This window comes from Pseudoalteromonas thalassia (assembly GCF_049257215.1).
Classification (GTDB): domain Bacteria; phylum Pseudomonadota; class Gammaproteobacteria; order Enterobacterales; family Alteromonadaceae; genus Pseudoalteromonas; species Pseudoalteromonas lipolytica_C.
On the sequence record NZ_JBMMUE010000022.1, the window covers coordinates 1 to 26,584 of the forward strand.

Genomic DNA, 26,584 nt, shown 5'->3' on the forward strand with positions numbered 1-26,584 from the left:
CCCGTCCGCCGCTCGTCAGCAAAGTAGCAAGCTACTCTCTGTTACCGCTCGACTTGCATGTGTTAGGCCTGCCGCCAGCGTTCAATCTGAGCCATGATCAAACTCTTCAATTAAAAGTTTTTTGAAACCGAAGTTTCGTGCTCAATGAATTCTGTATAAATTGACTATATAGTCACTCATAAGAAATTGAGACTCTAAATTTTTTTGCGTCATCTAGCGAACTAGAATCTACTGTTAGAACTCAACCTGTACGAGTGCCCACACAGATGATTGCTTTATATTGTTAAAGAACGTTGCGACGTTGTCGCTAGGGATGCGTATAATACATCCTTAATTTTTCGAGTCAACACTTAATTTCAAACTTTCTTTCGATAATTTGAAACCGAAGTTTCACTTAACTCTCTGCCACGTTGTTCAGCGTCTTTCGTTGCTGCCCGCCGTGTCAGTGGGGTCGCATTATAGGGAGATGGATTTTTTACGCAAGCACTTTTTTCAATAAAATTTAAAAAAATGCACTGTTCGCTCAGCTTTTGAACTAAACACCCTAAAACTGAGTGTTTTACAGTCAATTTAGGTCTGTTTTGGTGTATTTATTTGCGCCGCTGTTACACTAGACTGAGCGCATTTTAAAAATTAAAGGTGAATTTATGACTATCCGTTCTTATAAAGGGATCACTCCGACATACGATAATAGTGTTTATATTGATGAGTCATCAGTTTTAGTGGGTGATATTTCGCTTGGCAAGGATTCAAGTGTTTGGCCTCTCGTTGCTGCCCGTGGTGATGTTAACTATATACGTATCGGTGAACGTACGAACATTCAAGACGGCAGTGTTTTACATTTAACTCGTGCCTCTAAGTCAAACCCCGATGGTTACCCGCTTATTATTGGTGATGATGTCACTGTTGGTCATAAAGTAATGCTACACGGCTGCCAACTTGGTAATCGTATACTTGTTGGCATGGGTGCAATTGTAATGGACAACGCAGTTGTTGAAGATGATGTGATCATTGGTGGTGGTTCACTGGTACCACCTAATAAGCGTTTAGAGTCAGGTTACCTCTATGTAGGTAGCCCGGTTAAACAGGCTCGCCCTTTAACAGAGCAAGAGCGCGCCTTTTTAAAAATCTCTGCTGATAATTATGTTCAGCTTAAAGATGAATACTTAGCTGAGGGCTAAAACACTTCGGTTAATTCAATTTGTCCTGCCGAGTTATACTGCTCATCTTCGATCAGTTGCTCGGCGAGCTCTTCGTAATCGAAACGATAAGATTCAAAGTAATTAACCGCACTGCTCTGATCTGCAAAATCATACTTGCTGGTATCAATGACACACTCCACCATCAAGCCACTTACTTGTGCGAAGAATACCAACTGCTTTTCTTCAGGCTTCAATTCGAGTCTGTCTATAAATTGGATAGCTTGATTCACGCAATTTCTCCTGCTTTAAGCGCGGTAACAACGGGAATAATTTCTGGCATTTTATTGCGCCATACAAAATAAGCTTGTGCTGCTTGACCAACCAGCATGCCACAACCATCGAGTGTTAAACATGCCGAGTTAATAGACTTAACCCAACTAATAAATGCGGTATCATCATTGGCATAAAACATATCGTAAGCGCACTGACACTTAGCAACGTACTCTTCTGCTATACCTGGCAAGTCTCCCGTTACACTACTTGAAGTAGAATTAATAACCACATCATAGTTGTTTGCTGGGATATCATTTAAACCAAAGCCCTGCACATCTATTTCACCATTAAAATGACTCGCTAGCGCCTGCGCCTTTTCAGCGGTACGGTTTGCTATTGTTAAGCTTTCGATTTGCTCATTCAATAATGGCTGAATGACACCTCGCGCCGCACCACCTGCTCCAATAAGCAGTACTCGCTGACCTTTTAAGGTGACATTATTGGCTAAAAGGTCTTTAACAAGCCCTACACCATCTGTGTTATCGCCAAGTAGGCTACCATCTTCGAGTTGTTTAATAGTGTTAACTGCTCCAGCAATTTTCGCTTGCTCTGTGAGTTTATCGACCATGGCAAACGCCTGCTCTTTAAATGGCAATGTAACATTGGCCCCTTTACCACCGGCAGCGAAAAACTCAGCGACAGTTTTTTCAAATGCATCTGTTGGTGCTAAAATGGCGCTGTATTGTATTTGCTCGTTTAATGATGCAGCAAATTGTGCGTGTATTGCGGGTGATTTCGAATGTTTGATTGGATTTCCAAAAACCGCGTATTTATCCATAGTGAAGCAACCTCTTCGCCCTGTTGAGCTTTATTAATATTATGATTAAACGACTTTTTTCTAAATCGAAACCAACGCCTGAAACGCCTACCCCAGAGAAAACACCTTACGAAATTATTGGCGGTGAAGCAGGCGCTCGAGCAATTGCAAACCGATTTTACGACATAATGGCCACAGATGAATACGCCAAACCATTATATGATATGCATCCTCAACCTTTAGATAGAATTCGCCAAGTATTCTTTGAGTTTTTATCGGGCTGGCTGGGCGGCCCGGACCTATTCGTTGAAAAATATGGTCACCCAATGCTCAGAAAGCGTCACATGCCTTTCCCTATTGATCAAGACTTACGTGACCAATGGATGCATTGTATGAATAAAACGCTCGATATCGAAATTGATAACCCACTACTTCGCGAAGGGTTAAGACAATCGTTATCGCAACTCGCCAGCCATATGATTAATCAAAATTAACTAAGCTTTGCGCTATATCAATGTACGCTTTTTCTAAATAAAGATAATAAAATTTCCTTAATTTAGAAAAAGCGTCGTTGAATGAAGTCTATCCAATTTAAAATTTATGCCTTGCTGGCTGTAACCGGGCTATTGGTTTTATTTGCCAGTATATTTAGTAGCGCCCAGCAACAACATGAATTAGCACAAGATACTGTTGAAAATAACATAAAGCTGCTTGCCGATAATTACTTTGACTCCATTAACACCATGATGCTGACTGGCACTATGGCTAACCGCGAAATTCTGAGTACTAAATTAAGAAGCCACCCTAATATTGAAGATGCCCATATCATACGTAGTCCGATCGTTAATAAAATTTATGGCCCCGGTAATGCAAACCAAGTAGCTGTGAATGATGCTGAGCGTCAAGCATTAACAGGCAATGAAGCACTTTTTATTGACCAAGATACAAGCACGATGACTTACCTTAAACCGATGTTTGCCAGAAGTGACTATAAAGGTACTAACTGTTTGGGGTGTCACCAAGCACAGGAAGGTGATGTATTAGGTGTAGTAAAAATTAGTTATTCGTTGGCTGATATTGAACAAGAAGTTTCAAAAAACACGTTAATGAACACGCTGCTATTAACGGCGATTTTCATTACTGCATTTACACTGCTGGCGGTGATGTTTAGAAAAATATTTATCAAACGCTTAAAAGTCATTAGCCATACCATGCATTTGGCAACGACCAATAAAGATCTAAGCCTAAAAATTGATGACAACAATAATGACGAGCTTAGTTCACTTGCCACCAGCTTTAATCACATGATTGGTGCATTTAAAGATAATATTGCCCAAGTTTCCCACTCTTCTAAGGTGTTGATCCACTCTGCCGAAAGCATTTATGCCTCCGCGGATGCAACAGAGCAGGCGATTTTAAAGCAAAAGCAAGGTACAGACTCAGTAGCAGCTGCCATTAATGAGCTCGAAAGCTCATCAAGCGAAGTTAAAAATACGACACATTTTGCGTCTGAGAAGTCTGAGCATAGTAATCAGCTTGCACAGCAAAGCTTACACGTTGCTGAGCATACAGAGCAAAGTATTAATCAACTTGCGGCTGATGTGAGAGCTGCAGCTGATCAAGTAACTCAACTACAAACCCAAACGCTAGACGTTGGCAAAGTACTTGAGGTGATCAGTAGCATTGCTGAACAAACTAACTTACTTGCACTTAATGCTGCGATTGAGGCGGCTCGTGCTGGTGAAGCTGGCCGTGGCTTTGCTGTGGTAGCTGACGAAGTGCGCACTCTTGCAACTCGTACTCATGACTCAACGGATGAAATTCGCCGCACTATCGACAAACTGCAAAGTGAAGCTGCGCAAACCGTTAATACGATGAATAACTCTTGTGAAGAAGCAGACGAGAGAGCAGTTCAAGTTAAGCAGGTAGCAAAAGCATTACGTGATATTTCTTCACAAATGAGCGAGATAAACCAACTTAACGTGCAAATTGCTGATGCCACTGAACAGCAGAACCTTGCAGCTGAAGAAATTAACCAAAGCGTTATTGCTATCAGTGATAATGCCGAGCATTCATTGGTTGATGCGCATGAAAACCAAAAGGTCAGTGAAGAGCTGTTGTCGTTAGCACGCTCACTGGATGAACAAGTGAGACGCTTTAAATTAAGCTAAATTGCGAGTTTTTCATGCAACTGCTAGAGTTGTTATGAATATTTCATAGTAAATAAGGATGTTTAAATGAAATTTATAACAACTCTTTTAGTCTGCGTTGGGGTTATTGCGGCACTACTGTTTACCTATCAGCACAGCGTAAACGATTCCTCAGTTCAAATAAGCACTATTGATGAATATATTTATCATGATGATATTCAACAGATTGCTCAATCACTGCTTAGCCAGGGTAAAACATCACTCAGTGATAAACATAAACAAAGCATTGTTGATGGTTTTGAAAAGCTTATTCAGCATCCAGAGTATTATGAAGTAAAACTCGACTTTTATGCCTGTGATATAAACCAATGTCTAACGCAAATCAGTGCTCCCATCAATACTCCCAAAGAAGAGTTAGAGATATTAAAAGCTGAGGTGTTATTTAGCGTATTGCCAGAGCTGCCGAGTAGCGAACGGGTCGTCACCCTCGTCGAAGGTGACAACACAATGTTGATTAGAGTGGTTTCAATATTTGATTAAAGCTGCCACTGACGTGCAACTAGGTCTGACTCTTGTGTATTTAACCAATCTTGTGGGCGTAAATAGTACTGATACAGCTTAGCCTCAGGGCTGTCTGCAGCTGGTACATAGTTATATTCCCAACGTGCCAATGGCGGCATCGACATTAAGATAGACTCAGTACGCCCACCGGTTTGTAAGCCAAATAATGTTCCGCGGTCCCAAACAAGGTTAAACTCAACATAACGACCACGACGATACAGTTGGAAATCGCGTTGTTGCTCAGTTGTTGGTGTGTCTTTGCGGCGCTCAATAATGGGTAGGTAAGCGTCTAAATAACCATTTCCTACCGCTTGCATAAAGGCAAAGCTTTGCTCAAAGCCAAGCTCATTTAAATCATCAAAGAATAAGCCACCAACACCACGAGTTTCACCACGGTGTTTTAAATAAAAGTAATCATCACACCACGTTTTATATTTGTCGTAAACCTCTGTACCAAATGGCTGACATAAATCGCTTGCCACCTGATGCCAGTGTTGTACATCTTCAAATACAGGGTAATAAGGGGTTAAATCAAAACCGCCACCAAACCACCAAATTGGCTCTTCGCCTTCTTTTTCGGCAATGAAGAATCGTACGTTGGCATGGCTAGTCGGAATATGAGGGTTATTAGGGTGGATCACTAATGACACACCACACGCATGAAAACTACGACCAGCGAGCTCAGGACGATGTGCTGTTGCAGAGGCTGGCATTGAAGCACCAAACACATGCGAATAGTTTACCCCGCCCTGTTCAATGACATTGCCACCTTGGATAACACGAGTACGGCCACCACCGCCTTCTGCACGTTGCCAATTATCTTCAACAAACTTTGCTTTGCCATCGGCACTTTCGAGGCCCTGACAAATTGTGTCTTGTAAGGCCATTAAATAGGTTTTAACTTGTTCGAGTAGCTCGCTTTGCATGTTTATCCTCTAAATACTTTGCCGGTCGCTGCGTCTTTGATCACGCTTGGTTGAGTGTTACCGCCGAGGGGCTCATCTACGTAGAAGTCAACCATATCAGTAAACTCTGCTTTTGCCTGTTCAATACTCATAACTGTAGGCTGGCCAGTTAAATTTGCACTTGTAGAAACAAGCGGTTTACCAAATTGTTGGCACAGGGCTTTTACTGTTGGATGATCAGTTACACGTACCGCAATAGTATCAAACTGACCTGTTAACCACTTTGGCGTTTCTTTTGCTGCTGGCATCACCCAGGTAATCGCACCTGGCCATTGCGAGAATATATCTGCACGCTTATCCATTGGGATTTTGGCATCATCAACATACTTTAATAACTGACCATAGTTATCAGCAATTAAAATTAAGCCTTTTTCAACTGGGCGCTGTTTAATAGCTAATAGCTTTTCAACCGCAGCTTGATCATCAGGATCGCAACCAAGACCAAATACAGCTTCGGTTGGATATACAATTACACCGCCTTGTTGCAAAGCATCAATAGCACTGGCAGGTTGTGCAACAGGTTCAGACAACGGAACTCTCCTCAATATGCGAATAACAAGTGTATTAAGATTCAACTAACTTATGCATACACGACTTCTGCGGGCATTGTAGCACAACACCTGAGGCAGTTTTCTTTTCAGTCATAATTGGCCATTGGCAAGCTGGGCAAGGCTTTGCAACGGGTTTATGATTTAATGTGTATTTACAGCGTGGATAGCAATCACAAGAATAAAAGGTTTTGCCAAACTTATTACTACGCGCAACGAGTTGGCCTTTTTTGCACTTTGGGCATGCTGGCAATACTGGTGCATCATCGGGCTCTTCATCATGAGCAATATAATGACAATCTGGATAGCCTGTGCAGCCTATAAACATGCCATAGCGACCATTTTTAATTACCAATGGCTTGCCACACTCAGGACAGGCACTGTCTTCAAGGACTTTTATCTGTTGGCTATCATGATGTGCTAATGGGCGAATGTAGTCACACTTTGGGTAACTGGCACAGCCTAAAAACGGTCCTGACTTTGAGTTGCGCATAACCAACTCAGAACCGCATTTAGGGCAAACCTCATACTCTTTTTCTAATGCATGTTTATCTGCAGAAAAAAGAGAATGGTCGATTTTACTCATAAGATTCCTGTGGGGTTGGCTAATTTTCGCCTAATATACCCAAACTCAACAAAGATACAAGCAAAGTCTACTCAGTGTAAGACGTCGGCTGGTTCGTCAAATATTAAGTCTTCCATTTGCGCATAAGCTTGCTCTGAACCTGGCACATTAAATAGCACCATTAACACTACCCACTTTAGATCTTCCAAAGAAATAAATGGCTTATCTAGAGCGCAAAGTCTATCAATGACCATTTCTCGAGTAACGGTGTTGATAACACCGATTTGCTCTATAAACATTAAAAATCCACGACACTCAACGCTCAGCATTTGACACTCACTATCAGTGTAAATACGCATTGCATGCTGCGGCTGTGCATTTAGATACGGATATATATCACTTTGTTGCAGATCAGCTAGCTGCTCTAACCAATCAAGTGCTTTGTAAATTTCGGGCTTATTAAAACCTGCACGAACTAACTCATCAGTAAGCTCGTTCTCTTCTGTAAAGATTTCAGCTTCGCTATGAATGTAGTTTTCAAAAAGATACATGAGGATGTCAAACATATTTATGTCCTCCAAGTCTTATATAACCGTCTAGCACTCGCTCAACTTTATCGGCAAGTTCTAGGTCAAGCAACCGAGCTTGTACTTCATCGACTGGTAATTGGCTACGCTGCGTTATTTGATCAACACTTGTGACCTCATACCCGATACTGTTGAAGACAGGACAGTTAGGCTCATTTGCACTAGGCTGTTCTATACTATATAGACTGTTTTCACAGAAAAAGCTCACTTCATCAAGAATATCACTTATATTTTCTGTGAGTTTAGCTCCTTGCTTAATCAAAAAGTGGCTCGCTTCAGACAAAGGACTTTTAATTGATCCCGGTACTGCAAAGACTTCTTTATTTTGCTCTAACGCATAGCGTACGGTAACAAGTGAACCACTTTTTATCTGCGCCTCGACTATAAGTACACCTAAAGAAAGGCCGGAGATAATACGGTTTCGACGTGGAAAATTAGTAGCACTAGCTGCCGTGCCAGGTAAGAACTCCGACACTAATAAACCACGTTCAGCCACCTGTTTAATCAACAATTTATTTCGTTTGGGGTAGGCAATATCAATTCCTGTTCCAAGCACAGCAATTGTGTTGCCGGTACCGGCTAATGCACCTTTATGCGCCGCACTATCAATACCCATAGCCATTCCAGAGGTAATTGTCATGCCAGCCAGTGAAAGTTGATGAGCAAACTCTGCGGCTATTTCAAGACCTATTGGTGTAGCATTACGGCTACCAACAATAGCTATTTGCGGTGACAGCAGTAGATCCGTGTTACCTAAACAAAACAGTAATAAAGGTGCACTCGCTATTTGTTTAAGTAACGGCGGATAATCGTCATCAAAGTAACTCACAACCTTAATTTGCAACTGCTCAATTTGTGTTTCATGGTGAGCCACTAACTGCCAGTCAGTATTTACTAAATTATCAGCTTGCGCCTGCGATAAACCAAGCTGCTGTAACTGTAGGCTAGTGAGTGAAAATAACTCACTAAGCGGATGCTTTTGACTTAATGCTATAAGGCTTTTGATCCCTAGGCCTTTACATAAATAAAAGGCAAGCCAATGGGATAGCTTGCCTGAAACCTGTACCATGCTCCCTCCTTAGAGCCTCCAGATTGTGAGTTAGTTTAGAACTGCATAATCCCCAACTCGAATTGGATGCTGGTTTTTTACTATTAATGCGTAGCTAACGTTGTCATATACTTTAAACACCATTAACTCACCCACTTTTTCCTTTGGCATATGCCATACATTACTGTCTTCATCGCTTTCAATACCAAAAAACTCATTTGTATCTGAAATTAGTTTTTCAAGACTGCTAGAGTCTTCGCGATAACGTGGGCCCTCTCGACCATCAAAAACTTCTGGTGATTGGCGCTGAATATCTAGCACAAAACCAGGTTCAACTTTATCGGCGCCCAAGTTTAGTACCACAATATCCATGGTACTAAATTCACGCAACTCATTGGCTGACGCGATAATCGTGCCATTCATTGTCGTATCTGGGCGTTTCATAGTGAAGTATGCAGGTAACATTTGCCCTTCCATAGCGGGCATCAAGAAATCGTGTGGTTTTATTTCTTGTTTAACTAACTCAACTTTAACTGAGGCAGGCACCCCATTAGCAACATCTCCACTTCTGAATGCGCGTACAATAGCAACTAACTCAGCTTTGTGTGCCAAAACGTCTTTAGATTCAGGATCAACCAACTTATCACCTTGGCGGTACACACCATATGCCTCGTTAAGATGCAGATCGCCTTTAACATATAAAACATGCCCCATGGTGTTCATTTTTGTATTGACGCTAGCACCAAGCACATATGGCTGTTCGGCGATACCATCTGTACTAATAGCTTGCTGATAAGTGAGGTATGGACGCAACAACTCAAGTGGTAATGTAGGGACGGCTTGCTTACCTTTCGGCGTAATTCGCCCTTCAGGAGACAGCTTTTTATAGCGTGCATTTTTAACCAAACGAGGATTACCATCTTTATCGTAAATTAAAGAAAGCGCATCCCCCGGATAAATAAGGTGAGGATTCGCGATTTGCGGATTCATTTGCCACAAATCAGGCCATTGCCATGGCTGGTCAAGATACACACCTGAAATATCCCAAAGTGTATCACCTTTCTTTACAATATATTGTTTTGGAGCGTCTTTTTTGATCGTTAACACATCAGCAGCTGCTGGAAAAGCACAGCTAATGGCTAGCAAAGCCGCAACTAGTGAGTATCTCATTTGGCTTCCTTGAGTTGTTTTTTGATTATTATCAACCAAAACCTGTTAAAGGTGAACACGAATGGCTAAAATAAGAGCATACAATACCCTAAATGAATCACAAGTGTAAAAGGTAACTATGGCTAGGTTAGAAGTTTTGAGATTTCCGGATGAGCGTTTACGTACAATCGCGAAAGAAGTACCAGAAGTAAACGATGAAGTTCGTCAAATTGTCAAAGACATGCTTGAAACAATGTATGACGAAAACGGTATCGGCTTAGCTGCAACGCAAGTAGATATCCACCAGCGAATTGTGGTGATCGATGTATCAGAAGAGCGCGACCAACCGTTAGTATTAATTAACCCAGAAATCACCAAGAAAGATGGCTCAACGGTAAGTGAAGAAGGCTGTTTGTCAGTGCCTTATTCATATGCAAAAGTTGACCGCGCAGAGACAGTAACTGTAAAAGCGCTAAATGAAAATGGTGAAGAGTTCAGCCTAGATGCTGACGAGCTATTAGCTATTTGTATTCAGCACGAGCTTGATCACCTTAAAGGCACCCTATTTATTGATTATCTATCGCCTTTAAAGCGCCAACGTATCCGTAAAAAGCTTGAAAAAGAAGCAAAGCTGGCTGCAAAACAATAAGTTAATCAATAGGAATTTCTGTGACACAACCATTACGCATTATTTTTGCTGGTACGCCAGATTTTGCTGCGCGCCATTTACAAGCATTGATCGACTCAGAGCACGACGTTGTTGGTGTTTATAGCCAACCTGATCGCCCTGCGGGCCGCGGTAAAAAGCTTAAAGCCAGTGAAGTTAAAGAGCTAGCACTTGCTCATAACTTACCTGTATTTCAACCGCAATCGTTAAAATCAGCTGAAGCGCTTGCAGAGCTTACAAGCCTAAACGCAGACATCATGATTGTGGTGGCATACGGCTTATTATTACCAAAAGCAATTTTAGACGCGCCACGCTTAGGCTGTTTAAATGTGCATGGTTCTATTTTACCGCGCTGGCGTGGTGCAGCACCGATTCAACGTGCTATTTGGGCTGGCGATAATGAAACCGGTGTAACAATAATGCAAATGGATGAAGGCTTAGATACCGGTGACATGCTGCACATCAGCCGCTGCCCGATTGATAGCACAGAAACCAGTAGCTCTTTATACGATAAGCTGGCTGCGCTTGGTCCAGATGCACTGATCAGCACGATTAATCATCTTGCTGCAGGTGAAATCACAGCAGAAAAGCAAGATGACGCACAGGCAAATTACGCCAAGAAGCTTTCAAAAGACGAGGCTAATATTGATTGGTCAATGGATGCTGCGCAAATTGAGCGTAATATCCGTGCCTTTAACCCTTGGCCAGTTTGCTTTACCGAAATGGCTGGGCAAACAGTAAAGATTTGGCAAGCTGAAGTGGTAACACAAAGTGCACAGGCAGGTAAAATCATCGCTGCTGATAAACAAGGCATTACAGTCGCCTGCGGGCAAGATGCACTTAAAATCACCCTTCTTCAACCGCAAGGTAAAAAGCCAATGGCAGTGAGCGATTTCTTAAATGGCCGCAGTGATTGGGTTGAACCGGGTACAACATTAGGCCAAAACAATGAGTAATGTAAGAGCACTCGCTGCTGAGACTCTCTATAACGTAGTTGATAAAGGTGCATCATTAAATCAAGAGCTACCTTTTGCCAGCCAAGGTTTATCGCCTAAAGACAAGGCCCTTTTACAACAAATTTGCTACGGTGTGCTGCGCTATTTACCTAGTTTAGAGAATTATTGCCAGCAACTTTTAGATCAACCCTTAAAAGGTAAGCGCCGTATTTTCCAGTTTTTGTTGTATGTGGGTATTTACCAACTTCAACATATGCGTGTGCCGCCTCATGCGGCTATTAGCGAAACAGTAAATGCACTTCAGCAAATGCGCGCACTAGGTTTAAAAGGCCTGATCAACGCGATTTTACGTAGTTTTCAACGTGAACAAGCAGAGCTTGAAGAAAAAGCGCAGCAAATTCCTGTTTGCAAATTTAACCACCCAGGTTGGTTTATCAAACAACTAACTGCGGCTTACCCAGACAACTGGCAAGAGATCCTTGAAGCCAACCAACAACAAGCACCTATGTGGTTACGTGTAAACCAAGCGCAATACAGCACTCAAGAATACAGCGAGATGCTTAAAGCCAATGATATTGAGCACACCTTAAATCCTGACTTTCCTGATGGAATTAAACTCGCAAAACCGTGTGATGTATACGCACTGCCAGAATTTGATACCGGTGCCTGCTCAGTGCAAGATGCGGCAGCTCAGTTAGCGGCACGTTTTCTTGAGCCACAAAATGATGATGTTATTTTAGATGCGTGCGCGGCCCCTGGTGGCAAAACCTGCCATATTCTAGAGCTTGCCGATGCCGACGTATTAGCACTTGATAGCGATAGCGAACGTCTTGAACGCGTTAAACAAAATCTTGTACGCATTGGTTTAACTGCCGATCTACAATGTGCTGATGCTTCACAACCACATATTTGGTGGGATGAGCAGCAATTCGATCGTATATTACTTGATGTGCCTTGCTCAGCAACAGGTGTAATTCGTCGTCATCCTGATATTAAGTGGTTACGACGTGCATCTGATATTGAAGAGCTGGCAAATTTACAAGGCGATATCCTCAATAGCATCTGGCCACTACTTAAGCCTGGTGGTACGTTAGTTTACGCGACCTGCTCTGTATTACCGCAAGAGAACCAACAACAAGTTGCTAAGTTCCTTGCTAATAATCAAAGTGCTGAACATGTACCTCTGCATGAAAACGACACCCCTACTTTACCTGGCCTGCAATTATTGCCTGGTGAAAGTGACGGTTTCTACTATGCAAAGCTAGTTAAAAAACACTAATAAGAACACGCTATGAAAATAATCATACTCGGTGCCGGACAAGTTGGTGGCACATTGGCAGAAAACCTCGTTGGTGAGCAAAATGAGATCACCGTTGTCGATATCGACGGTAACCGTTTGCGAGAGTTACAAGACAAGTACGACTTACAAGGTGTTACTGGCCACAGTGCGCATCCCGATGTATTGCGCCGTGCAGGTGCAGAAGACGCCGATATGATTATTGCCGTAACCAGTTCTGACGAAGTGAACATGGTCGCTTGCCAAGTCGCTTATAGTATTTTTAACACTCCAACCAAAATAGCCCGAATTCGCTCAGAGCAATACTTAAAGTATCGCGAAAAGCTATTCCATAACGATGACTTACCTGTTGATCACTATATTGCGCCTGAAGCGTTGGTTACTAAGTATATTCGTCGCTTAATCGATTATCCGGGCGCTTTACAGGTATTACAATTTGCCGATGGCATGTTATCGCTAGTTGCGGTGAAAGCGTATTACGGCGGTTTACTGGTTGGTTATGCTCTTTCAGCCTTGAAAGAACACATTCCGAATGTCGAAACTCGCGTAGCGGCTATTTATCGTCAAGGTAAAGCAATTAAACCGCTTGGCACAACCGTTATCGAAGCGGACGATGAAGTGTTCTTTATCGCTGCAACCAAGCATATTCGAGCGGTAATGAATGAGCTGCAAAAGCTCGAACGTTCATACAAAAAGATCATGATTGCCGGTGGTGGTAACATCGGTGCAGGACTTGCTCGTTCACTCGAGAAAAATCACAGTGTTAAATTACTTGAGCGGAATAAAGAGCGAGCTGCGCAGTTATCCGAAATGCTTGATAACACCGTGGTGTTTTGTGGCGATGCCTCTGATCAAGAGCTGTTATCAGAAGAACATATCGAGCAGGTTGATGTGTTCATTGCGGTAACTAACGACGATGAAGCAAATATTATGTCTGCGATGCTGGCAAAGCGTATGGGCGCACAAAAGACCATGGTGCTTATTCAGCGTGGTGCTTATGTCGACTTAGTACAAGGTGGTGAAATTGATATTGCTATTTCGCCTCAGCAAGCAACCATCTCGGCGCTGCTAACACACGTTCGTCGTGGTGACATCGTTAATGTTTATTCATTGCGTAAAGGCGCAGCAGAAGCCATTGAAGCGGTTGCTCATGGTGATGAGCATACTTCTAAAGTTGTTGGCCGAGCAATTGCTGATATCAAACTACCCGCAGGTACGACTATTGGCGCAATAGTACGTAACGACGACGTACTGATTGCCCATGACGATACGGTTATTCAGTCTGGTGACCACGTAATCATGTTCTTGATTGATAAAAAGCACATTACGGTTGTTGAAAAGCTGTTCCAAGTCAGTGCTATCTTCTTGTAAGTAAAAGCTTATAAACGAAAAAAGCAGCCATCACAGCTGCTTTACGACTCTTGAAGTGAAAGTACCTAACTTTTCTAAAAGATTCTATTGGATTTGAGCGAACTCTTCTTTTGATAGTTCGCCATTACCATCGCTGTCTAGCTCTGGGAATAACTTTTCAAGCTGTGTATTTGCAGATGCTTCTTCTTTACTGATCACACCATCGCCGTCAGTATCAAATGTTGCAAAGCTTACGCCCTGTGCAAAAGCTGCTGATGATATTGCTAATGCTAAAATTGCGATTGTTGTGCTTAACTGTTTCATGATAACTACCTCAAAATTTGAAAAGAGTGAAATCCGTTTCTGAGATCCCTGTTTAGTGGAAACTGAGTAATAACAACTTGTACAAATAAGTACAAGTATCAATTATTCTGCATTTGCAAACTCTGCTTCTGTAAGAACGCCGTCGCCATCAACATCTAATGTTTTGAACTGCGACATGATGTTTGCATCAACGGCCGCTTCGCTTTTGCTGATCACGCCGTTACCGTCTACATCTAAGGTATCAAAGTCTGTTGCTGCAAATGCTGCCGATGAAGATACAAGTGCAATAAGTGCTAAGGTTTTATTAACTGTTTTCATAATCATATTCCTTCAATATTAAGTGTTAGCTGATCGCACTTCCGGTATTGTCCTTTTTCATGGATTCCCTTATCCATTTAGGCTGTCTTTGGCAGCACAGAACTGATCAGCTAAGTAAACTGTTATTTAATTGCATTAAGCTTTTGAGAACTCTTGTTTCGATAACTCGCCGTTACCGTCAGTGTCTAGTTCACTGAATTTGCTCATTAACTCTGCATCAACAGACGCTTCGCTTTGGCTGATTACACCATCGCCATCAACGTCTAGGGTATCGAAATCACTCATCGCAAATGCTGCTGATGAAGATACTAGTGCCATAAGTGCAAGTGTTTTATTTACTGTGTTCATAATGTCATTCCTTCAAAGTGTGTTGTCTGAGTTAGAAAGTCCTTTTCAGTGTGTCCTTACAATGAAATTAAGCTTTTGAATACTCTTCTTTAGAAAGCTCACCGTTACCATCTGTATCTAGATCTTTAAATTGACTCATTAGTGCTTCACTTACAGATGCTTCACTTTTGCTGATAGCGCCATCACCATTAACATCTAATGTGTCAAAATCTGCAGCAAACGCTGCTGAAGATGTTGCTAGAGCTACCAGTGCTAAAGTTTTATGTAATGTTTTCATAATCACTATTCCTTCAATGTTGTCTCAACTTTGATAAAGGATATATTCCTGAATCAGTTTTTCTCTGTGTTCGCTAGGACTATTTCAACTTCGATGCCAATGTTTAAAAAGCCATAAAAATCAATAGCTTTTACGTTAAAACATGGTTTTTAATAAAAATTAGTCGATTTTTTTGTTGCTATTTTGCAACAGAGTGAATGGTAGTTTTTTTACATCATTTAAAATCAATTACTTATAAGATTTAAAATGGAGACAGTGGGTGTAATACAGGATCAGAAAAGCAAAATTTTCTGAGTTTGAATATAAACTCAATCTGAACGAAGAAATTAAAATAAAAAAACGAAAATAAAAACCACATTCAAAATATTGATTTTTAAGGTAAATTTAAATTTATTATGAATTAATTTAGGTGTTGGCAGGATAAAAACATGAAAAGTCGCCACTTTGTTGCAAAATGGCGACTTCTGCTATTTTTCAAGTACAGACAAGTCGATTAAATGTTCTTTCATAAAGCCTTTCATTTCATCTTTACTCGAATCTAACTGAATACCTAAAATAAAACCTGCCGCTCTTTTACGTACTCGACATACAGTGCCATTAAACTCCCGTTTACTTAGCACAACCTTACACTCTTGCCCTTTGAGCTGGCTCAAGTCTTCTTTACTGTCGATATCAAACTGCACGCCAGTGAGAGAAATATCTTTAATGAGGCCTTCGAGTGTTTGCTCTTTGATCAGTAAGTTTGCAGAAAATAGTGTGGGAATTCGCGTTTCACTTCTTAAACTATAAAGCTGCACTTGCTGTGGAAAGTTTAGAAAAATTAAGCGATGAGGATGCGATGAAATTGCACTAACCTGCTGACGAAACGCAATGACTTGACCACCACCCGTCTCAAGTACAGCACGTATTATAATCATTACAGCATCTTTAATGTATTCATGTGCATTCGCTATCCGCTTTATAGATGGGTAATTTAAGATTATATATTGATCATTTAACAAACCAATAAACTCTGTTTTTACGCGTTTACTATCAGTTGGTGTGGTGATTTCAATATCAACCAAACTACCAGCAGGAATGCAGCCCAGTTTTTCAAGATTAATTTGTTTTTGTGTCTTCGGCATTGTTTCGCCTCCACTAACAGAAAATCACATACTCGTTTTATCCACGCCAGAAGGTTGGAGTAAATAACACTAACAAGGTAAATATTTCTAGACGACCAAACACCATAGCTATCGTTAATAGCCATTTGGCTGAATCTGAAATGGCACCATAATGCGCAGCAACTTCACCTAACCCTGGGCCTAAGTTATTTAGACACGCGGCCGTTGCAGAGAATGCACTTATATTGTCCATACCCGTCCCCATCAATGCCAGCATGATGATCACAAACACCAAAGCATAGGCAGAAAAGAACCCCCAAACGGCTTCGACTACTTTATCGGGCAACGCTTTTCGGCCCAGTTTAATAGAGTAAATAGCCCTAGGATGCACAAGTCGATTTAGCTCGCGAATACCTTGTAAATAAAGTAAGAACACACGTACTACTTTCATGCCGCCGCCAGTAGAACCTGCACAGCCACCAATAAAGCTTGAAAAGATAAGTAGAATAGGTAAAAACAAAGGCCATGCCGAAAAATTATCGGTAGCAAAGCCCGCGGTGGTACTCATTGATACCGCTTGGAACATAGCTTGGTCGAGAGTCTCATCACCATCGGCATAAATGTTATTCGATGACAATACCGTAAAACAGACAATCACCAATGCTAATTGAATGAGTAAGAACACTTTAAATTCAGGGTCGCGTAAATAAACACGAATACTGCGTGATGATACCGCCGCATAGTGAAGTGAGAAGTTAATTGCTGCAATAAGCAAAAACACCACACAAATAAAATTAATGACAGGGCTATCGAACTGCCCCATTGACGCGTCATAAGTAGAAAAGCCACCAATCGCAATAGTAGAGAACGCATGACAAATCGCATCAAACCAATCCATACCCGCAGCCCAGTACGCTAAAGTACAGGCAATTGTTAGCGATACATAAATATACCAAAGATGCTTTGCTGTATCGGCAATACGCGGCGTCATTTTAGAGTCTTTAACAGGTCCTGGGGTTTCTGCACGATATAACTGCATACCACCGACCCCTAGCATAGGCAGTACCGCGACCGCGAGTACGATGATCCCCATACCACCTAACCACTGCAATTGTTGGCGATAAAAGAGTACAGACTTAGGCAGGTATTCAATTCCGGTTAGTACCGTTGCACCTGTGGTTGTTAGCCCTGAAAAGGCTTCAAATACGGAGTCAGCTAAGGAGAGGTTGGGCTCTTGTAAGAACACTAAAGGCACCGCTGCGAAGGTACCTAGTACCAGCCAGAACAAAACCACAATCAAGAAGCCTTCTCGGGCTTTTAGATCACCATGCTCATGACGGTTCGGATAGTAAGCCGCCAAACCAATCACAACACTAAAGATGAAAGCAAGAACGAATGGCACACCACCACCGTCTTTATAAATTAAAGACACCAGTGCCGGTGGCACCATGGTGATACTAAATAGTGCCACAAGTTGGCCGAGAATTTTAATTATGGTACGAAATTGCATCGAGGCGTATCGCTTTCTTATTTAATTGATTTAGCTAATACAGTTTATTGTCTTATAGGCTTAATTGTAAGTAAACGGAATGTATTATTTTTACATTTCAAACTTTTCTGAGTTTTAGCACCACTGCTCCATGAGTAAGCTCATGCACATCATTAATGGCTTGCTCAGCTTGCCGACTATCAATCTCTATTTGCCAAGTAATGTTTTCAGCAAATTGCTTATCAATATTAAGCACTTGATATTTACTTTTTAGTAACTGCTCTATTGCCCCTTGTGCGCTGTAGTCACTGTGGCCAATTAACTCAATACTCGGAACTTTCGTGATGGTTTTAAGCTCACGCATAGCATTATTTAAACTACCGCCATAAGCACGTACTAGACCGCCTGTACCAAGCTTAATACCACCAAAATAACGTGTTACTACCGCCGTTATTTCACCGATACCCGATCCAGTTAACACATTAAGCATGGGCTTGCCGGCAGTGCCATTTGGCTCTCCATCATCCGAAAAACCATAAACATGACTACCCCCTGGGTTGCCTGCAACATGCGCCCAACAATTATGTCGTGCATCACTGTATTTATCTTGGATTTCTTTAATAAAGGCTTTTGCAGCCGCTAGATCTGGGGTGTGGGCAATATGCACAATAAAGGTGCTTTTTTTAATTTCTTCTTGGTAAAAAACCGGCTCAGCCGGATATTGATATTCAGACATAATTGTTTATCTAAAAAAATGGGGCCAAGCGGCCCCGACATTCACTAACATGTAACGATTAATCTAAGTGTAGATCACGGGTCATGTTTTCTAAGCTATCTTCATGAACGATAATGTTATCTTCAATACGGATACCGCCAAATGGCTTGAACTCTTCAACTTTTTCCCAGTTAATGAATTGCTTGTTATCAGTTTGCGCAAGGTCACCAAGTAATGATTCGATGAAGTATAAACCTGGTTCAATTGTAAACACTTGGTTTTTCTCGATTAAACGAGTACAACGAAGGAAAGGATGACCCTCTGGCGGTGCCTGATGCGTCCCCTTATCATCGGCCATAAAGCCGCCCATATCATGAACTTGCAAGCCTAAATGATGACCAAGACCATGTGGGAAGAAGGTTGAAGTAATACCACGCTCAACAATCTCAGCAGCTGGTAACTTCACAATATTAAAGTCGCTCAGTACTTGTGCTACACGTTGATGACAATCTAAATGCAGTTCGCCATATAACAAACCTGGCTTTAAAGACTTACCTAAAGCAATTTGATGTTCAGTCATTACCTTGATTAAGTCACTAAATTCGCCTGACTTTTTAAAATCATAGGTACGCGTGATGTCTGCCGCATAACCATTAAAGTTAGCACCCGCATCAATTAAGAAAGAACGATGGCTTTGCGGTGCTTGAGGCTCAAAATGGGTGTAATGCAAAATCGCACAGTTTTCATTAAGCGCAACAATATTGCCGTATGGCATTTCGTTTTCACTCTGACGCGTTGCCATGAGATAAGCTTGCTGAATATCAAACTCTGAACCACCAGCAAAGAAAGTATCGCGTGCTGCTTTGTGACCCTCTACTGCGATACGGTTGGCTTGACGCAAACACTCAAGTTCGTATTGCGTTTTATAAGCACGATTGTAATGCAAGTAGTTCATTACTGGCTCAGGGTTCATAATGCTAAAGCCCAGCGCTTGAGCAACCTCTAAATATTCACCGATATAGGCAAATTTAGCCTTGTCGTAAGGAAGCAGTTTCTCTACCTGATCTGGCTGAACTAACAATTCAATATCAAAATACTCAGCCCAAAAATCACGAGGCTCATCGGGTACCTTGTGCCAAAAATCAACAGGACGATAAAAGATTAATTTAGGTTTTGCTGTACCATCCACCACAATCCAGCAGTGTGGATTATCAATCACCGGTAACCAGGCTTTAAATTGTGGATTCACTTTAAACGGATAATACATGTCATCTAAAAACTGGCGCTTAGCTTGACCTGAGTGAATCACCAACCCTTCTAAACCTTCACGCTCTGTAATAGTTCGAGTACGCTGTTGTAAGGTTGCAATGTGTTCGGCGTATAACACCGCTAATTTATCCATAGTAAACCCATTTTAGTAAATTTAACTTGTTGTCAGTCTATCATAGTCGGCTATATCCCCCAACAGAGGCAATTTAGCAACATATATAAACTAACCACCCATAGTCATATCAAGAATTGGCGCCAATACATTACCATCTCGACCAAGACGCGTATGGTATACCTGCCTATACGCAAAAACATTTTTTACATAGTTGCGCGTTTCTGTGTAAGGAATTAACTCTATCCATAACTCTGCTGGCATTGCTTGCTCTGGTATCCAGCGCTTAATTCTATGATAACCCGCATTATAAGAAGCCGTAGCTAAGATCTCATTGCCATGATTTTTCTTTTTCAAATACTGTAGATATTGACTACCTAAACGAATATTTGTTCGCGGTTGATATAACTGTTTTCGAGATACAGCGCTTTTATTCATATATTTCGCTGTACTTGGTAACAATTGCATCAAACCGTAAGCATTGGCATGAGAGCGAGCATCAGGAGCAAACGAACTTTCACGTCGTGAAATTGCAATACTCCACGCAACATCTATATGACTGCGATTACTGTAGTTTTCAAAAATATTTTTAAAGGCAAATGGAAAGCGCAGCTCGACATAATCCCATTCTTTTATTTGTGCCAAGGTATAAATAGTGCTGTCATACCAGTCAAGCTCTGCCGCGAGCATCGAAGCCGCGAGCTTTTCTTCTTTGGTTGATGTATCTGTTAAATAATTCCACTCACGACGCGCAGATGTGAAACGTTCAAGCTCATAAAGCGCTCGAGCCCGTTTAAAACCAGGTGCATTTGCAACCTCAAGCTTGAGTTGATCACTTACTTGTAATCCTTTGTTATTTAAGCTTACAGGAATACCTAACCGAGCAGATGCTAAAAACCCATAATAATCACGCTCTTTTGCCACTGTTTGCCAAATGGCACGAGCTCGTTCGACTTCGCCACGCTGATTTAAGCTATATGCCAACCAATATTGCTGCCCTAAACTTAAATTTTCTTTACCGGTAAAAAAGGCAGCGATCCCTGACCAATCTTGTCTTTCAAGCATGTTAGCAAGCTGCCATTGCATAAGTTTACTTGTTTGCCGCTCTTTCGGTACTTTGTTAAGCCAAAAACGCGCTTGATTATGACCACTTGAAGCGAGCGATAAAGCAAAGCTGTAATACACATCCGCTTTTTGTTCATCCGTATAGGTGAACATTTTATCGAGTTTTTCCCACGCCCTTAGTGCTAAATCTTTATCTCGCCAAACTAAACGCTTCACACCATAAAGTGCTATTTGTCCCTCTTTGGCTGTTTTCTTTTTAAATCGATATAAGCCAGCTGATGCACTTGGGTCTCTTCGCACTGTTAAATATAAATCAGCTAAATATTGTTCATTGCGAGGAAGTAAGGTTTTTAAATAAGGAATTAAACTTGCTGATCCACCTTCAGCCGCTAATGTAATGCGTTGCCAAACTCGTTGCTGGGTTTGGTAGCCTTTTTTCTTCCATAAGGAAAAAAGCTGATCACATTCTTTCGGTTGTGAATCTCCCACCACCCATAAATCAGTCACCTGATTCATAATAGCTTTTTCAGGTGCACCCAAATCTAATTGAAAACTCAAATATGGGCAGGTCAGTTCGTTATTACTGGTTTCTCGATAATTACGAATATACGCTGCTTTTTTATTATTCTGTTTTAAGTACTCAAGCCACGTTTTTCGCACAGGCCATTCTAAAGGCGTATTTTGATAAACGTTTAAAAAGTTTTCGATTTCAGTTTGATGCTTAAGGCTTGGGTTACGCTGCCAATAAGCCATTTCAACATAAGGCTTTAATGGGTGATTAAGCCCATTTGCCGCCTCTTTCATGTCTTGATAATCACCGTAACGGGCCTTTTTTTCTGCTTTTAAGAAAGCGTCATGTTTATCGTTGGCGTCGGCTGCAAAAAAAGGAAAAAGTAATGCGGCAGCCGTCCAACCAAGGAGTTGTTTTTTCATGATGACCTTTAACAAAAATTAAAGAATAACTAACAAAAAAGTTCCACTACACCTTAGCATCAAACCAGCTATATTTTAATCAATCGCGATAAAGCGTAGTAATTTTTTCGTTGCATTTTCATTTTAAAGCAAGCACACTGATTGAAATGCAAACTCATCGTACCAGTCTTAGTTAATAAACTAGGGAGAATAATAATGTTATATAAAAGCGATTCATTTGAAGTTGCTTTCATCAAGGACAACATCGCCGAGTTTAAGTTCTGTGCTGACGGCTCAGTAAACAAACTTTCGCAGCAAACCTTGCAAGATTGCGCTTTAGCATTAAAAGAATTGGCAACAAACTCAGATATCAAAGGCATGGTGTTCACCAGCGATAAAGATCATTTCATTATCGGCGCCGACATTTTCGAATTTTTACCTACTTTCACTAAACCTCAAGAAGAACTTGTTGCATGGATCAAAAATGCAACTGACGTTTTTGATGCAATTGAAGATTTACCTTTCCCAACGCTAAGTGCTGTAAACGGCATGGCGCTTGGCGGTGGATGTGAGTGGGCACTTGCTACCGATTACCGCGTTGCTAGCTCTAACGCTAAAATTGGCCTACCTGAAGTTAAACTAGGCATCATGCCTGGTTTTGGTGGTACAGTTCGCCTTCCACGCCTTATTGGCGCTGATAATGCGATGACATGGATCACTACAGGTAAAGAAAACCGCGCTGCTGATGCCTTAAAAGTAGGTGCTTTTGATGCAGTAGTTAGTGCTGACAAACTTCTAGAGTCAAGTATTGCAACACTTGAGCAAGCCATCGCTGGTAAGCTAGATTGGCAAGCAAAACGACAAGTAAAATTACAGCCACTGAAAATGAACCGTGTTGAGCAAGGTATGAGCTTTGCGATGGCTGAAGGCATGGTAATGGGTCAGACAAAAGGTCATTACCCAGCACCTGTTATGGCTGTAAAAACAATCAAAGCTGCTGCAAACTGTGAACGCGCTGAAGCAATGGCTATTGAAAACGCTAACTTTGCTAAACTTGCAGCAACAAGCGAAGCTGCCGCGCAAACCGGTATTTTCTTAGCTGACCAATACATTAAAGGTAAAGCGAAGAAGCAAGCTAAGCACAGTGAGCTTGAAATTAAACAAGCTGCTGTATTAGGTGCAGGTATTATGGGCGGCGGTATTGCATATCAGTCTGCTTATAAAGGCACACCTATTATCATGAAAGACATCAACCAAGATGCTCTTGATTTAGGTATGGGCGAAGCATCTAAGCTACTTGGTAAAAAAGTACAACGTGGCCACATGACAATGGATAAGATGGTTGCTACTTTAGGTAAAATCAAACCAACGCTAAACGATGCAGACCTACAAGGTGCTGATATCGTTGTTGAAGCGGTTGTTGAAAACCCTAAAGTTAAGCAAGCCGTTCTTGCTGGTCTTGAAAAAGACTTACCTGCGGGCACTATCCTAACTTCAAACACATCAACTATTCGTATTGATGAGTTAGCGTCTGCTCTTGAAAAACCAGAAAACTTCTGCGGTATGCACTTCTTTAACCCAGTGCCAAAAATGCCATTAGTAGAAATCATTCGTGGTGAAAAAACATCAGAAGCAACAATTAATGCCGTTGTTGATTACGCATTAAAACTTGGTAAATCACCAATTGTTGTAAACGACTGCCCTGGTTTCTTTGTAAACCGCGTGCTATTCCCTTACTTTGCAGGCTTCAGCAAACTAGTTGTTGAAGGTGCTGACTTCGCAAAAGTTGATAAAGTGATGGAAAACGTATTTGGCTGGCCTATGGGTCCTGCTTATCTGCTTGATGTTGTGGGTATCGATACAGCTTACCACTGCACTGGCGTAATGGCTGACGGCTTCCCTGAGCGTATGGCTCGTCAAGACAAAGACCCAGTAACTGTATTTGCAAACGAAAAACGTTTTGGTCAGAAAAATGGCGCTGGTTTCTACCAATATGCACCTGACCGTCGCGGTCGTCTTAAAAAATCGCAAGATGCAACAGCAACTGAGCTACTAAGTGCTATCACTGATGCACCTAAAGATTTTGATAAACAAGAAATCATCGACCGTTGTATGGTACCTATGATCAACGAAGTGCTACTTTGTTTACAAGAAGGTATCGTAGCGTCACCACAAGAAGCTGATATGGCGCTAATTTACGGCATTGGTTTCCCTCCATTTAGAGGCGGTGCATTCCGTTACTTAGATCAAACAGGTTTAGCGAACTTTGTTGCAACAGCAGACAAGTACGCTCACTTAGGTGCGATTTACCAAGTATCAGATGAAACTCGCAAGTGGGCCGAAGAAGGCCGTGTATTCTATAAGGTGGAAGGATAAGAAACATGAATAATCCAGTAATCGTAGATTGTATCCGCACACCAATGGGTCGTTCAAAGAACGGCGTATTCAAAAACAAGCGTGCGGAAGATTTAAGTGCTCACTTAATGAAAGGCTTGTTAGACCGTAACCCAGCCGTTGATCCAGCATCAATTGATGATATTTACTGGGGCTGTGTACAACAAACTTTAGAGCAAGGCTTTAACATTGCTCGTAACGCAGCACTACTAGCCGGTATCCCACACTCAGTACCAGCAGTAACAGTTAACCGTTTATGTGGTTCATCAATGCAAGCGTTACACGATGCGGCACGTGCAATTATGACAGGCGCTGGTGATACCTATATCATTGGTGGTGTTGAGCACATGGGTCACGTACCTATGACTCACGGTAATGATTTTCACCCTGGTTTATCAACGTCTGTAGCACAAGCTGCTGGCGTAATGGGTTTAACAGCAGAATACCTTGCAACGCTGCACGGCATTAGCCGCCAGCAACAAGACGAATTTGCTTACCGTTCACACCAACGTGCACACGCTGCAACTGTTGAAGGTCGTTTCCGTCGTGAAATCCTGCCAATGGAAGGTCACGATGCAGATGGTTCTTTAATCTTAGTTGAAGACGATGAAGTAATCCGTCCTGAGACAACTGTTGAAGGTTTATCGCAACTTCGTCCAGTATTCAATCCAGCATCAGGTAGCGTAACTGCAGGTACTTCATCTGCTCTTTCTGACGGCGCATCAGCCATGCTTGTAATGAGCGAAGAGAAAGCTAAAGAACTTGGTTTACCAATTCGTGCGCGTATTAAAGCAATGGCTGTTGCAGGTTGCGATCCATCAATCATGGGTTATGGCCCTGTTCCTGCATCGCAAAAAGCACTTCAACAAGCTGGTATCACTATTGACGATATCGATGTTGCAGAGCTTAACGAAGCATTCGCAGCACAATCTCTACCAGTGTTAAAAGACCTAGGTCTGATGGATGTGGTAGATGAAAAAGTTAACCTAAATGGTGGTGCAATTGCACTTGGTCACCCACTTGGTTGTTCTGGTTCACGTATTAGCACAACGCTTGTTCACCTAATGGAAGACAAGAACGCTAAATACGGTCTAGCAACAATGTGTATTGGTTTAGGCCAAGGTATTGCAACTGTATTTGAGCGCGTAGAATAACGAGCTCACACCAAACATCTTGGTGATAAAAAGGCGCACTGATTTGCTCAGTGCGCCTTTTTTATTTGCTTTGCTTTCGCTTATTGAAACTGGCGGCAATAGAAAGTTAAAATAGCCGCTTATTAATCGTCTCTTTCATCCAAAAGGTCAGCCATGAGTTTTGATAATCCCGATCACCAATTAGATGCACTTGGCCTTCGTTGTCCAGAACCTGTGATGATGGTGCGTGGCGCAGTACGTAAAATGAAAGATGGCGAAACCTTACTTATTATCGCCGACGACCCATCAACCACCCGCGATATCCCAAGCTTTTGTACTTTTATGGATCACACACTTGTGGCAAAAGATGTAGAGCAAGCACCGTATCGATACTTAGTGAAGAAAGGGTTGTAACGAGCTCGTAGGTTGGGTTGAGAGCAACGAAACCCAACGTGTTAGAGATACCTATCTGCTGCTATATATCGAACACTCCCGATCAATAATCCGTTGCAGAGTTAGATACCCCAGCTAACTTTCAAAGTGAGTGTGCGTTGGGTATCGCTCCGCTCTACCCAACCTACCAACTTTTACTTTCGAGTTACCGTCACTTTTGGTTGATTACTATTGCGGTAATCAAAGCTCACTACATACACACCTTTTGCAGCGGGTTTAAAGCTGAAATAATTGTAGATGGTATTACAGTCGGCATTGGCAGCTTGGCCTAGAACCAATGATTGCCCTGCTGGGTCCATATCACTGTAACCACAGTTATAGCCTTCGCTAAAATCTGCATCCGCTACTTTGAATTCATACACCTTACCAGGTGTTGAAAACTTTACTTCGGTTTGGAATATACCCGGTGCAACTTGCTCTAATTGATACTGAGGCTCAGCATCCCATAGAGTAAAGTCACCACGTAAATACATAGTACGGTCGAGGTCTTTACTTGGCAGAATATCGTCAATGCTTGGCATTTGCATTTGGCTAGAACAGGCAGTTAATAAGCCTGCTAATGCTAAAGTAATTATACGTTTCATTACTGTTCCTTAT

General features: G+C 41.8%; 29 protein-coding genes and 1 rRNA gene. 11 read left to right on the forward strand and 19 right to left on the reverse strand.

Annotation, left to right across the window (positions count from 1 at the left end; all coding sequences use genetic code 11):
- Nucleotides 1-113: ribosomal RNA gene (locus AAEU31_RS18985) — 16S ribosomal RNA — on the reverse strand; the annotation flags it as partial.
- Between the two features lie 534 nt (nt 114-647).
- Here AAEU31_RS18985 and AAEU31_RS18990 point away from each other — a divergent pair.
- Nucleotides 648-1,181 (forward strand): gamma carbonic anhydrase family protein, encoded by a 534-nt coding sequence (locus AAEU31_RS18990; protein ID WP_058583694.1) that lies wholly within the window; start codon nt 648-650, stop codon nt 1,179-1,181.
- Here AAEU31_RS18990 and AAEU31_RS18995 read toward each other — a convergent pair.
- Both AAEU31_RS18995 and aroE read right to left on the reverse strand, forming a co-directional pair.
- Nucleotides 1,178-1,432, reverse strand: a complete 255-nt coding sequence (locus tag AAEU31_RS18995; RefSeq protein ID WP_175080899.1) for a DUF1488 family protein — start codon at nt 1,430-1,432, stop codon at nt 1,178-1,180. The genes AAEU31_RS18990 and AAEU31_RS18995 overlap by 4 nt on opposite strands.
- Nucleotides 1,429-2,253 carry a shikimate dehydrogenase gene (gene aroE, locus AAEU31_RS19000; protein WP_421968035.1) on the reverse strand — a complete coding sequence of 275 codons (825 nt, stop codon included), beginning with the start codon at nt 2,251-2,253 and terminating at the stop codon, nt 1,429-1,431. Before aroE ends, AAEU31_RS18995 begins: the two co-directional genes overlap by 4 nt.
- A 41-nt stretch (nt 2,254-2,294) precedes the next feature.
- Between aroE and AAEU31_RS19005 the strand changes: the two genes are divergently transcribed.
- The 3 genes from AAEU31_RS19005 to AAEU31_RS19015 all read left to right on the forward strand — a co-directional run bounded on the left by AAEU31_RS19005 (nt 2,295) and on the right by AAEU31_RS19015 (nt 4,922).
- Entirely contained in the window at nt 2,295-2,726 is a 432-nt protein-coding gene (locus AAEU31_RS19005) for a group II truncated hemoglobin (protein WP_054554758.1), read from the forward strand.
- A gap of 81 nt (nt 2,727-2,807) precedes the next feature.
- Nucleotides 2,808-4,403 (forward strand): methyl-accepting chemotaxis protein, encoded by a 1,596-nt coding sequence (locus AAEU31_RS19010; RefSeq protein ID WP_135923109.1) that lies wholly within the window; start codon nt 2,808-2,810, stop codon nt 4,401-4,403.
- A 66-nt stretch (nt 4,404-4,469) separates the two neighbouring features.
- Nucleotides 4,470-4,922 (forward strand): hypothetical protein, encoded by a 453-nt coding sequence (locus AAEU31_RS19015; RefSeq protein WP_421968036.1) that lies wholly within the window; start codon nt 4,470-4,472, stop codon nt 4,920-4,922.
- On the opposite strand, the gene hemF is transcribed toward AAEU31_RS19015, so the two are convergent.
- From hemF to AAEU31_RS19045, 6 genes are all read right to left on the reverse strand, one after another.
- On the reverse strand, nt 4,919-5,869 hold the full coding sequence (gene hemF / locus AAEU31_RS19020) for an oxygen-dependent coproporphyrinogen oxidase (protein WP_135923108.1): 951 nt from the start codon (nt 5,867-5,869) through the stop codon (nt 4,919-4,921). The genes AAEU31_RS19015 and hemF overlap by 4 nt on opposite strands.
- A 2-nt stretch (nt 5,870-5,871) precedes the next feature.
- A complete protein-coding gene (gene tsaC, locus AAEU31_RS19025) occupies nt 5,872-6,438 on the reverse strand; it encodes an L-threonylcarbamoyladenylate synthase type 1 TsaC (protein ID WP_135923107.1) in 567 nt (188 codons plus the stop codon).
- A 34-nt stretch (nt 6,439-6,472) separates the two neighbouring features.
- Complete coding sequence (locus AAEU31_RS19030) at nt 6,473-7,042, reverse strand: DNA topoisomerase family protein (protein ID WP_135923106.1); 570 nt, start codon at nt 7,040-7,042, stop codon at nt 6,473-6,475.
- 71 nt (nt 7,043-7,113) lie between these two features.
- Entirely contained in the window at nt 7,114-7,587 is a 474-nt protein-coding gene (locus AAEU31_RS19035; RefSeq protein ID WP_054563780.1) for a DUF494 family protein, read from the reverse strand.
- On the reverse strand, nt 7,580-8,677 hold the full coding sequence (gene dprA / locus AAEU31_RS19040) for a DNA-processing protein DprA (RefSeq protein WP_421968037.1): 1,098 nt from the start codon (nt 8,675-8,677) through the stop codon (nt 7,580-7,582). Before dprA ends, AAEU31_RS19035 begins: the two co-directional genes overlap by 8 nt.
- A gap of 30 nt (nt 8,678-8,707) precedes the next feature.
- On the reverse strand, nt 8,708-9,826 hold the full coding sequence (locus AAEU31_RS19045) for a LysM peptidoglycan-binding domain-containing protein (RefSeq protein WP_135923104.1): 1,119 nt from the start codon (nt 9,824-9,826) through the stop codon (nt 8,708-8,710).
- Nucleotides 9,827-9,944: 118 nt separating this feature from the next.
- Here AAEU31_RS19045 and def point away from each other — a divergent pair, with 118 nt between their 5' ends.
- From def to trkA, 4 genes are read left to right on the forward strand one after another with little or no spacing between them, the layout of a single operon-like run.
- Entirely contained in the window at nt 9,945-10,454 is a 510-nt protein-coding gene (def, locus tag AAEU31_RS19050) for a peptide deformylase (RefSeq protein ID WP_135923103.1), read from the forward strand.
- Nucleotides 10,455-10,474: 20 nt separating this feature from the next.
- Nucleotides 10,475-11,428 (forward strand): methionyl-tRNA formyltransferase, encoded by a 954-nt coding sequence (gene fmt, locus AAEU31_RS19055; RefSeq protein WP_421968038.1) that lies wholly within the window; start codon nt 10,475-10,477, stop codon nt 11,426-11,428.
- Entirely contained in the window at nt 11,421-12,707 is a 1,287-nt protein-coding gene (rsmB, locus tag AAEU31_RS19060; protein WP_421968039.1) for a 16S rRNA (cytosine(967)-C(5))-methyltransferase RsmB, read from the forward strand. The genes fmt and rsmB overlap by 8 nt, the downstream gene beginning before the upstream one ends.
- 12 nt (nt 12,708-12,719) lie before the next feature.
- Complete coding sequence (gene trkA, locus AAEU31_RS19065; RefSeq protein ID WP_054563775.1) at nt 12,720-14,096, forward strand: Trk system potassium transporter TrkA; 1,377 nt, start codon at nt 12,720-12,722, stop codon at nt 14,094-14,096.
- A gap of 84 nt (nt 14,097-14,180) precedes the next feature.
- Here the strand turns inward: trkA and AAEU31_RS19070 are convergent, their stop codons facing one another.
- The 9 genes from AAEU31_RS19070 to AAEU31_RS19110 form a co-directional block, all read right to left on the reverse strand.
- Nucleotides 14,181-14,399, reverse strand: a complete 219-nt coding sequence (locus tag AAEU31_RS19070) for an EF-hand domain-containing protein (RefSeq protein WP_421968040.1) — start codon at nt 14,397-14,399, stop codon at nt 14,181-14,183.
- A gap of 102 nt (nt 14,400-14,501) precedes the next feature.
- The gene (locus tag AAEU31_RS19075; RefSeq protein WP_421968041.1) at nt 14,502-14,717 is read right to left on the reverse strand and encodes an EF-hand domain-containing protein; all 216 of its coding nucleotides are present in this window, start codon (nt 14,715-14,717) and stop codon (nt 14,502-14,504) included.
- 135 nt (nt 14,718-14,852) lie between these two features.
- Nucleotides 14,853-15,065, reverse strand: a complete 213-nt coding sequence (locus AAEU31_RS19080; protein ID WP_135923098.1) for an EF-hand domain-containing protein — start codon at nt 15,063-15,065, stop codon at nt 14,853-14,855.
- A gap of 67 nt (nt 15,066-15,132) precedes the next feature.
- Nucleotides 15,133-15,342: an EF-hand domain-containing protein gene (locus tag AAEU31_RS19085; protein ID WP_421968042.1), complete on the reverse strand. Its 210-nt coding sequence runs from the start codon at nt 15,340-15,342 to the stop codon at nt 15,133-15,135.
- A gap of 467 nt (nt 15,343-15,809) precedes the next feature.
- Nucleotides 15,810-16,466, reverse strand: a complete 657-nt coding sequence (locus AAEU31_RS19090; protein ID WP_135923096.1) for a flagellar brake domain-containing protein — start codon at nt 16,464-16,466, stop codon at nt 15,810-15,812.
- 37 nt (nt 16,467-16,503) lie between these two features.
- Entirely contained in the window at nt 16,504-17,955 is a 1,452-nt protein-coding gene (locus AAEU31_RS19095; RefSeq protein WP_135923095.1) for a TrkH family potassium uptake protein, read from the reverse strand.
- Nucleotides 17,956-18,052: 97 nt separating this feature from the next.
- Nucleotides 18,053-18,670, reverse strand: coding sequence for a YigZ family protein (locus AAEU31_RS19100; protein ID WP_135923094.1), 618 nt, complete (start codon nt 18,668-18,670; stop codon nt 18,053-18,055).
- A 58-nt stretch (nt 18,671-18,728) separates the two neighbouring features.
- Nucleotides 18,729-20,051 carry a Xaa-Pro dipeptidase gene (gene pepQ, locus AAEU31_RS19105; RefSeq protein ID WP_135923093.1) on the reverse strand — a complete coding sequence of 441 codons (1,323 nt, stop codon included), beginning with the start codon at nt 20,049-20,051 and terminating at the stop codon, nt 18,729-18,731.
- A gap of 90 nt (nt 20,052-20,141) precedes the next feature.
- Nucleotides 20,142-22,028, reverse strand: coding sequence for a transglycosylase SLT domain-containing protein (locus AAEU31_RS19110; protein ID WP_199526970.1), 1,887 nt, complete (start codon nt 22,026-22,028; stop codon nt 20,142-20,144).
- Nucleotides 22,029-22,223: 195 nt separating this feature from the next.
- On the opposite strand from AAEU31_RS19110, the gene fadB reads away from it, so the two are divergent.
- The 3 genes from fadB to tusA all read left to right on the forward strand — a co-directional run bounded on the left by fadB (nt 22,224) and on the right by tusA (nt 25,948).
- Complete coding sequence (gene fadB / locus AAEU31_RS19115) at nt 22,224-24,383, forward strand: fatty acid oxidation complex subunit alpha FadB (RefSeq protein WP_421968043.1); 2,160 nt, start codon at nt 22,224-22,226, stop codon at nt 24,381-24,383.
- 5 nt (nt 24,384-24,388) lie between these two features.
- A complete protein-coding gene (gene fadA, locus AAEU31_RS19120; RefSeq protein WP_138557619.1) occupies nt 24,389-25,555 on the forward strand; it encodes an acetyl-CoA C-acyltransferase FadA in 1,167 nt (388 codons plus the stop codon).
- Nucleotides 25,556-25,708: 153 nt separating this feature from the next.
- Complete coding sequence (gene tusA, locus AAEU31_RS19125; protein ID WP_054554785.1) at nt 25,709-25,948, forward strand: sulfurtransferase TusA; 240 nt, start codon at nt 25,709-25,711, stop codon at nt 25,946-25,948.
- A gap of 173 nt (nt 25,949-26,121) precedes the next feature.
- On the opposite strand, the gene AAEU31_RS19130 is transcribed toward tusA, so the two are convergent.
- Nucleotides 26,122-26,571, reverse strand: a complete 450-nt coding sequence (locus AAEU31_RS19130; protein ID WP_295510837.1) for an early set domain-containing protein — start codon at nt 26,569-26,571, stop codon at nt 26,122-26,124.
- Nucleotides 26,572-26,584: the final 13 nt, after the last annotated feature.

What these genes read in the sequence shown, in the direction of transcription:
- AAEU31_RS18990 (WP_058583694.1), top strand. Translation starts at nt 648, where the DNA reads ATGACTATCCGTTCTTATAAAGGGATCACTCCGACATACGATAATAGT.
- aroE (WP_421968035.1), bottom strand. Translation starts at nt 2,253, where the DNA reads ATGGATAAATACGCGGTTTTTGGAAATCCAATCAAACATTCGAAATCA.
- AAEU31_RS19005 (WP_054554758.1), top strand. Translation starts at nt 2,295, where the DNA reads ATGATTAAACGACTTTTTTCTAAATCGAAACCAACGCCTGAAACGCCT.
- AAEU31_RS19010 (WP_135923109.1), top strand. Translation starts at nt 2,808, where the DNA reads ATGAAGTCTATCCAATTTAAAATTTATGCCTTGCTGGCTGTAACCGGG.
- AAEU31_RS19015 (WP_421968036.1), top strand. Translation starts at nt 4,470, where the DNA reads ATGAAATTTATAACAACTCTTTTAGTCTGCGTTGGGGTTATTGCGGCA.
- hemF (WP_135923108.1), bottom strand. Translation starts at nt 5,869, where the DNA reads ATGCAAAGCGAGCTACTCGAACAAGTTAAAACCTATTTAATGGCCTTA.
- AAEU31_RS19030 (WP_135923106.1), bottom strand. Translation starts at nt 7,042, where the DNA reads ATGAGTAAAATCGACCATTCTCTTTTTTCTGCAGATAAACATGCATTA.
- AAEU31_RS19035 (WP_054563780.1), bottom strand. Translation starts at nt 7,587, where the DNA reads ATGTTTGACATCCTCATGTATCTTTTTGAAAACTACATTCATAGCGAA.
- dprA (WP_421968037.1), bottom strand. Translation starts at nt 8,677, where the DNA reads ATGGTACAGGTTTCAGGCAAGCTATCCCATTGGCTTGCCTTTTATTTA.
- AAEU31_RS19045 (WP_135923104.1), bottom strand. Translation starts at nt 9,826, where the DNA reads ATGAGATACTCACTAGTTGCGGCTTTGCTAGCCATTAGCTGTGCTTTT.
- def (WP_135923103.1), top strand. Translation starts at nt 9,945, where the DNA reads ATGGCTAGGTTAGAAGTTTTGAGATTTCCGGATGAGCGTTTACGTACA.
- rsmB (WP_421968039.1), top strand. Translation starts at nt 11,421, where the DNA reads ATGAGTAATGTAAGAGCACTCGCTGCTGAGACTCTCTATAACGTAGTT.
- trkA (WP_054563775.1), top strand. Translation starts at nt 12,720, where the DNA reads ATGAAAATAATCATACTCGGTGCCGGACAAGTTGGTGGCACATTGGCA.
- AAEU31_RS19070 (WP_421968040.1), bottom strand. Translation starts at nt 14,399, where the DNA reads ATGAAACAGTTAAGCACAACAATCGCAATTTTAGCATTAGCAATATCA.
- AAEU31_RS19075 (WP_421968041.1), bottom strand. Translation starts at nt 14,717, where the DNA reads ATGAAAACAGTTAATAAAACCTTAGCACTTATTGCACTTGTATCTTCA.
- AAEU31_RS19080 (WP_135923098.1), bottom strand. Translation starts at nt 15,065, where the DNA reads ATGAACACAGTAAATAAAACACTTGCACTTATGGCACTAGTATCTTCA.
- AAEU31_RS19085 (WP_421968042.1), bottom strand. Translation starts at nt 15,342, where the DNA reads ATGAAAACATTACATAAAACTTTAGCACTGGTAGCTCTAGCAACATCT.
- AAEU31_RS19090 (WP_135923096.1), bottom strand. Translation starts at nt 16,466, where the DNA reads ATGCCGAAGACACAAAAACAAATTAATCTTGAAAAACTGGGCTGCATT.
- AAEU31_RS19095 (WP_135923095.1), bottom strand. Translation starts at nt 17,955, where the DNA reads ATGCAATTTCGTACCATAATTAAAATTCTCGGCCAACTTGTGGCACTA.
- AAEU31_RS19100 (WP_135923094.1), bottom strand. Translation starts at nt 18,670, where the DNA reads ATGTCTGAATATCAATATCCGGCTGAGCCGGTTTTTTACCAAGAAGAA.
- pepQ (WP_135923093.1), bottom strand. Translation starts at nt 20,051, where the DNA reads ATGGATAAATTAGCGGTGTTATACGCCGAACACATTGCAACCTTACAA.
- AAEU31_RS19110 (WP_199526970.1), bottom strand. Translation starts at nt 22,028, where the DNA reads ATGAAAAAACAACTCCTTGGTTGGACGGCTGCCGCATTACTTTTTCCT.
- fadB (WP_421968043.1), top strand. Translation starts at nt 22,224, where the DNA reads ATGTTATATAAAAGCGATTCATTTGAAGTTGCTTTCATCAAGGACAAC.
- fadA (WP_138557619.1), top strand. Translation starts at nt 24,389, where the DNA reads ATGAATAATCCAGTAATCGTAGATTGTATCCGCACACCAATGGGTCGT.
- tusA (WP_054554785.1), top strand. Translation starts at nt 25,709, where the DNA reads ATGAGTTTTGATAATCCCGATCACCAATTAGATGCACTTGGCCTTCGT.
- AAEU31_RS19130 (WP_295510837.1), bottom strand. Translation starts at nt 26,571, where the DNA reads ATGAAACGTATAATTACTTTAGCATTAGCAGGCTTATTAACTGCCTGT.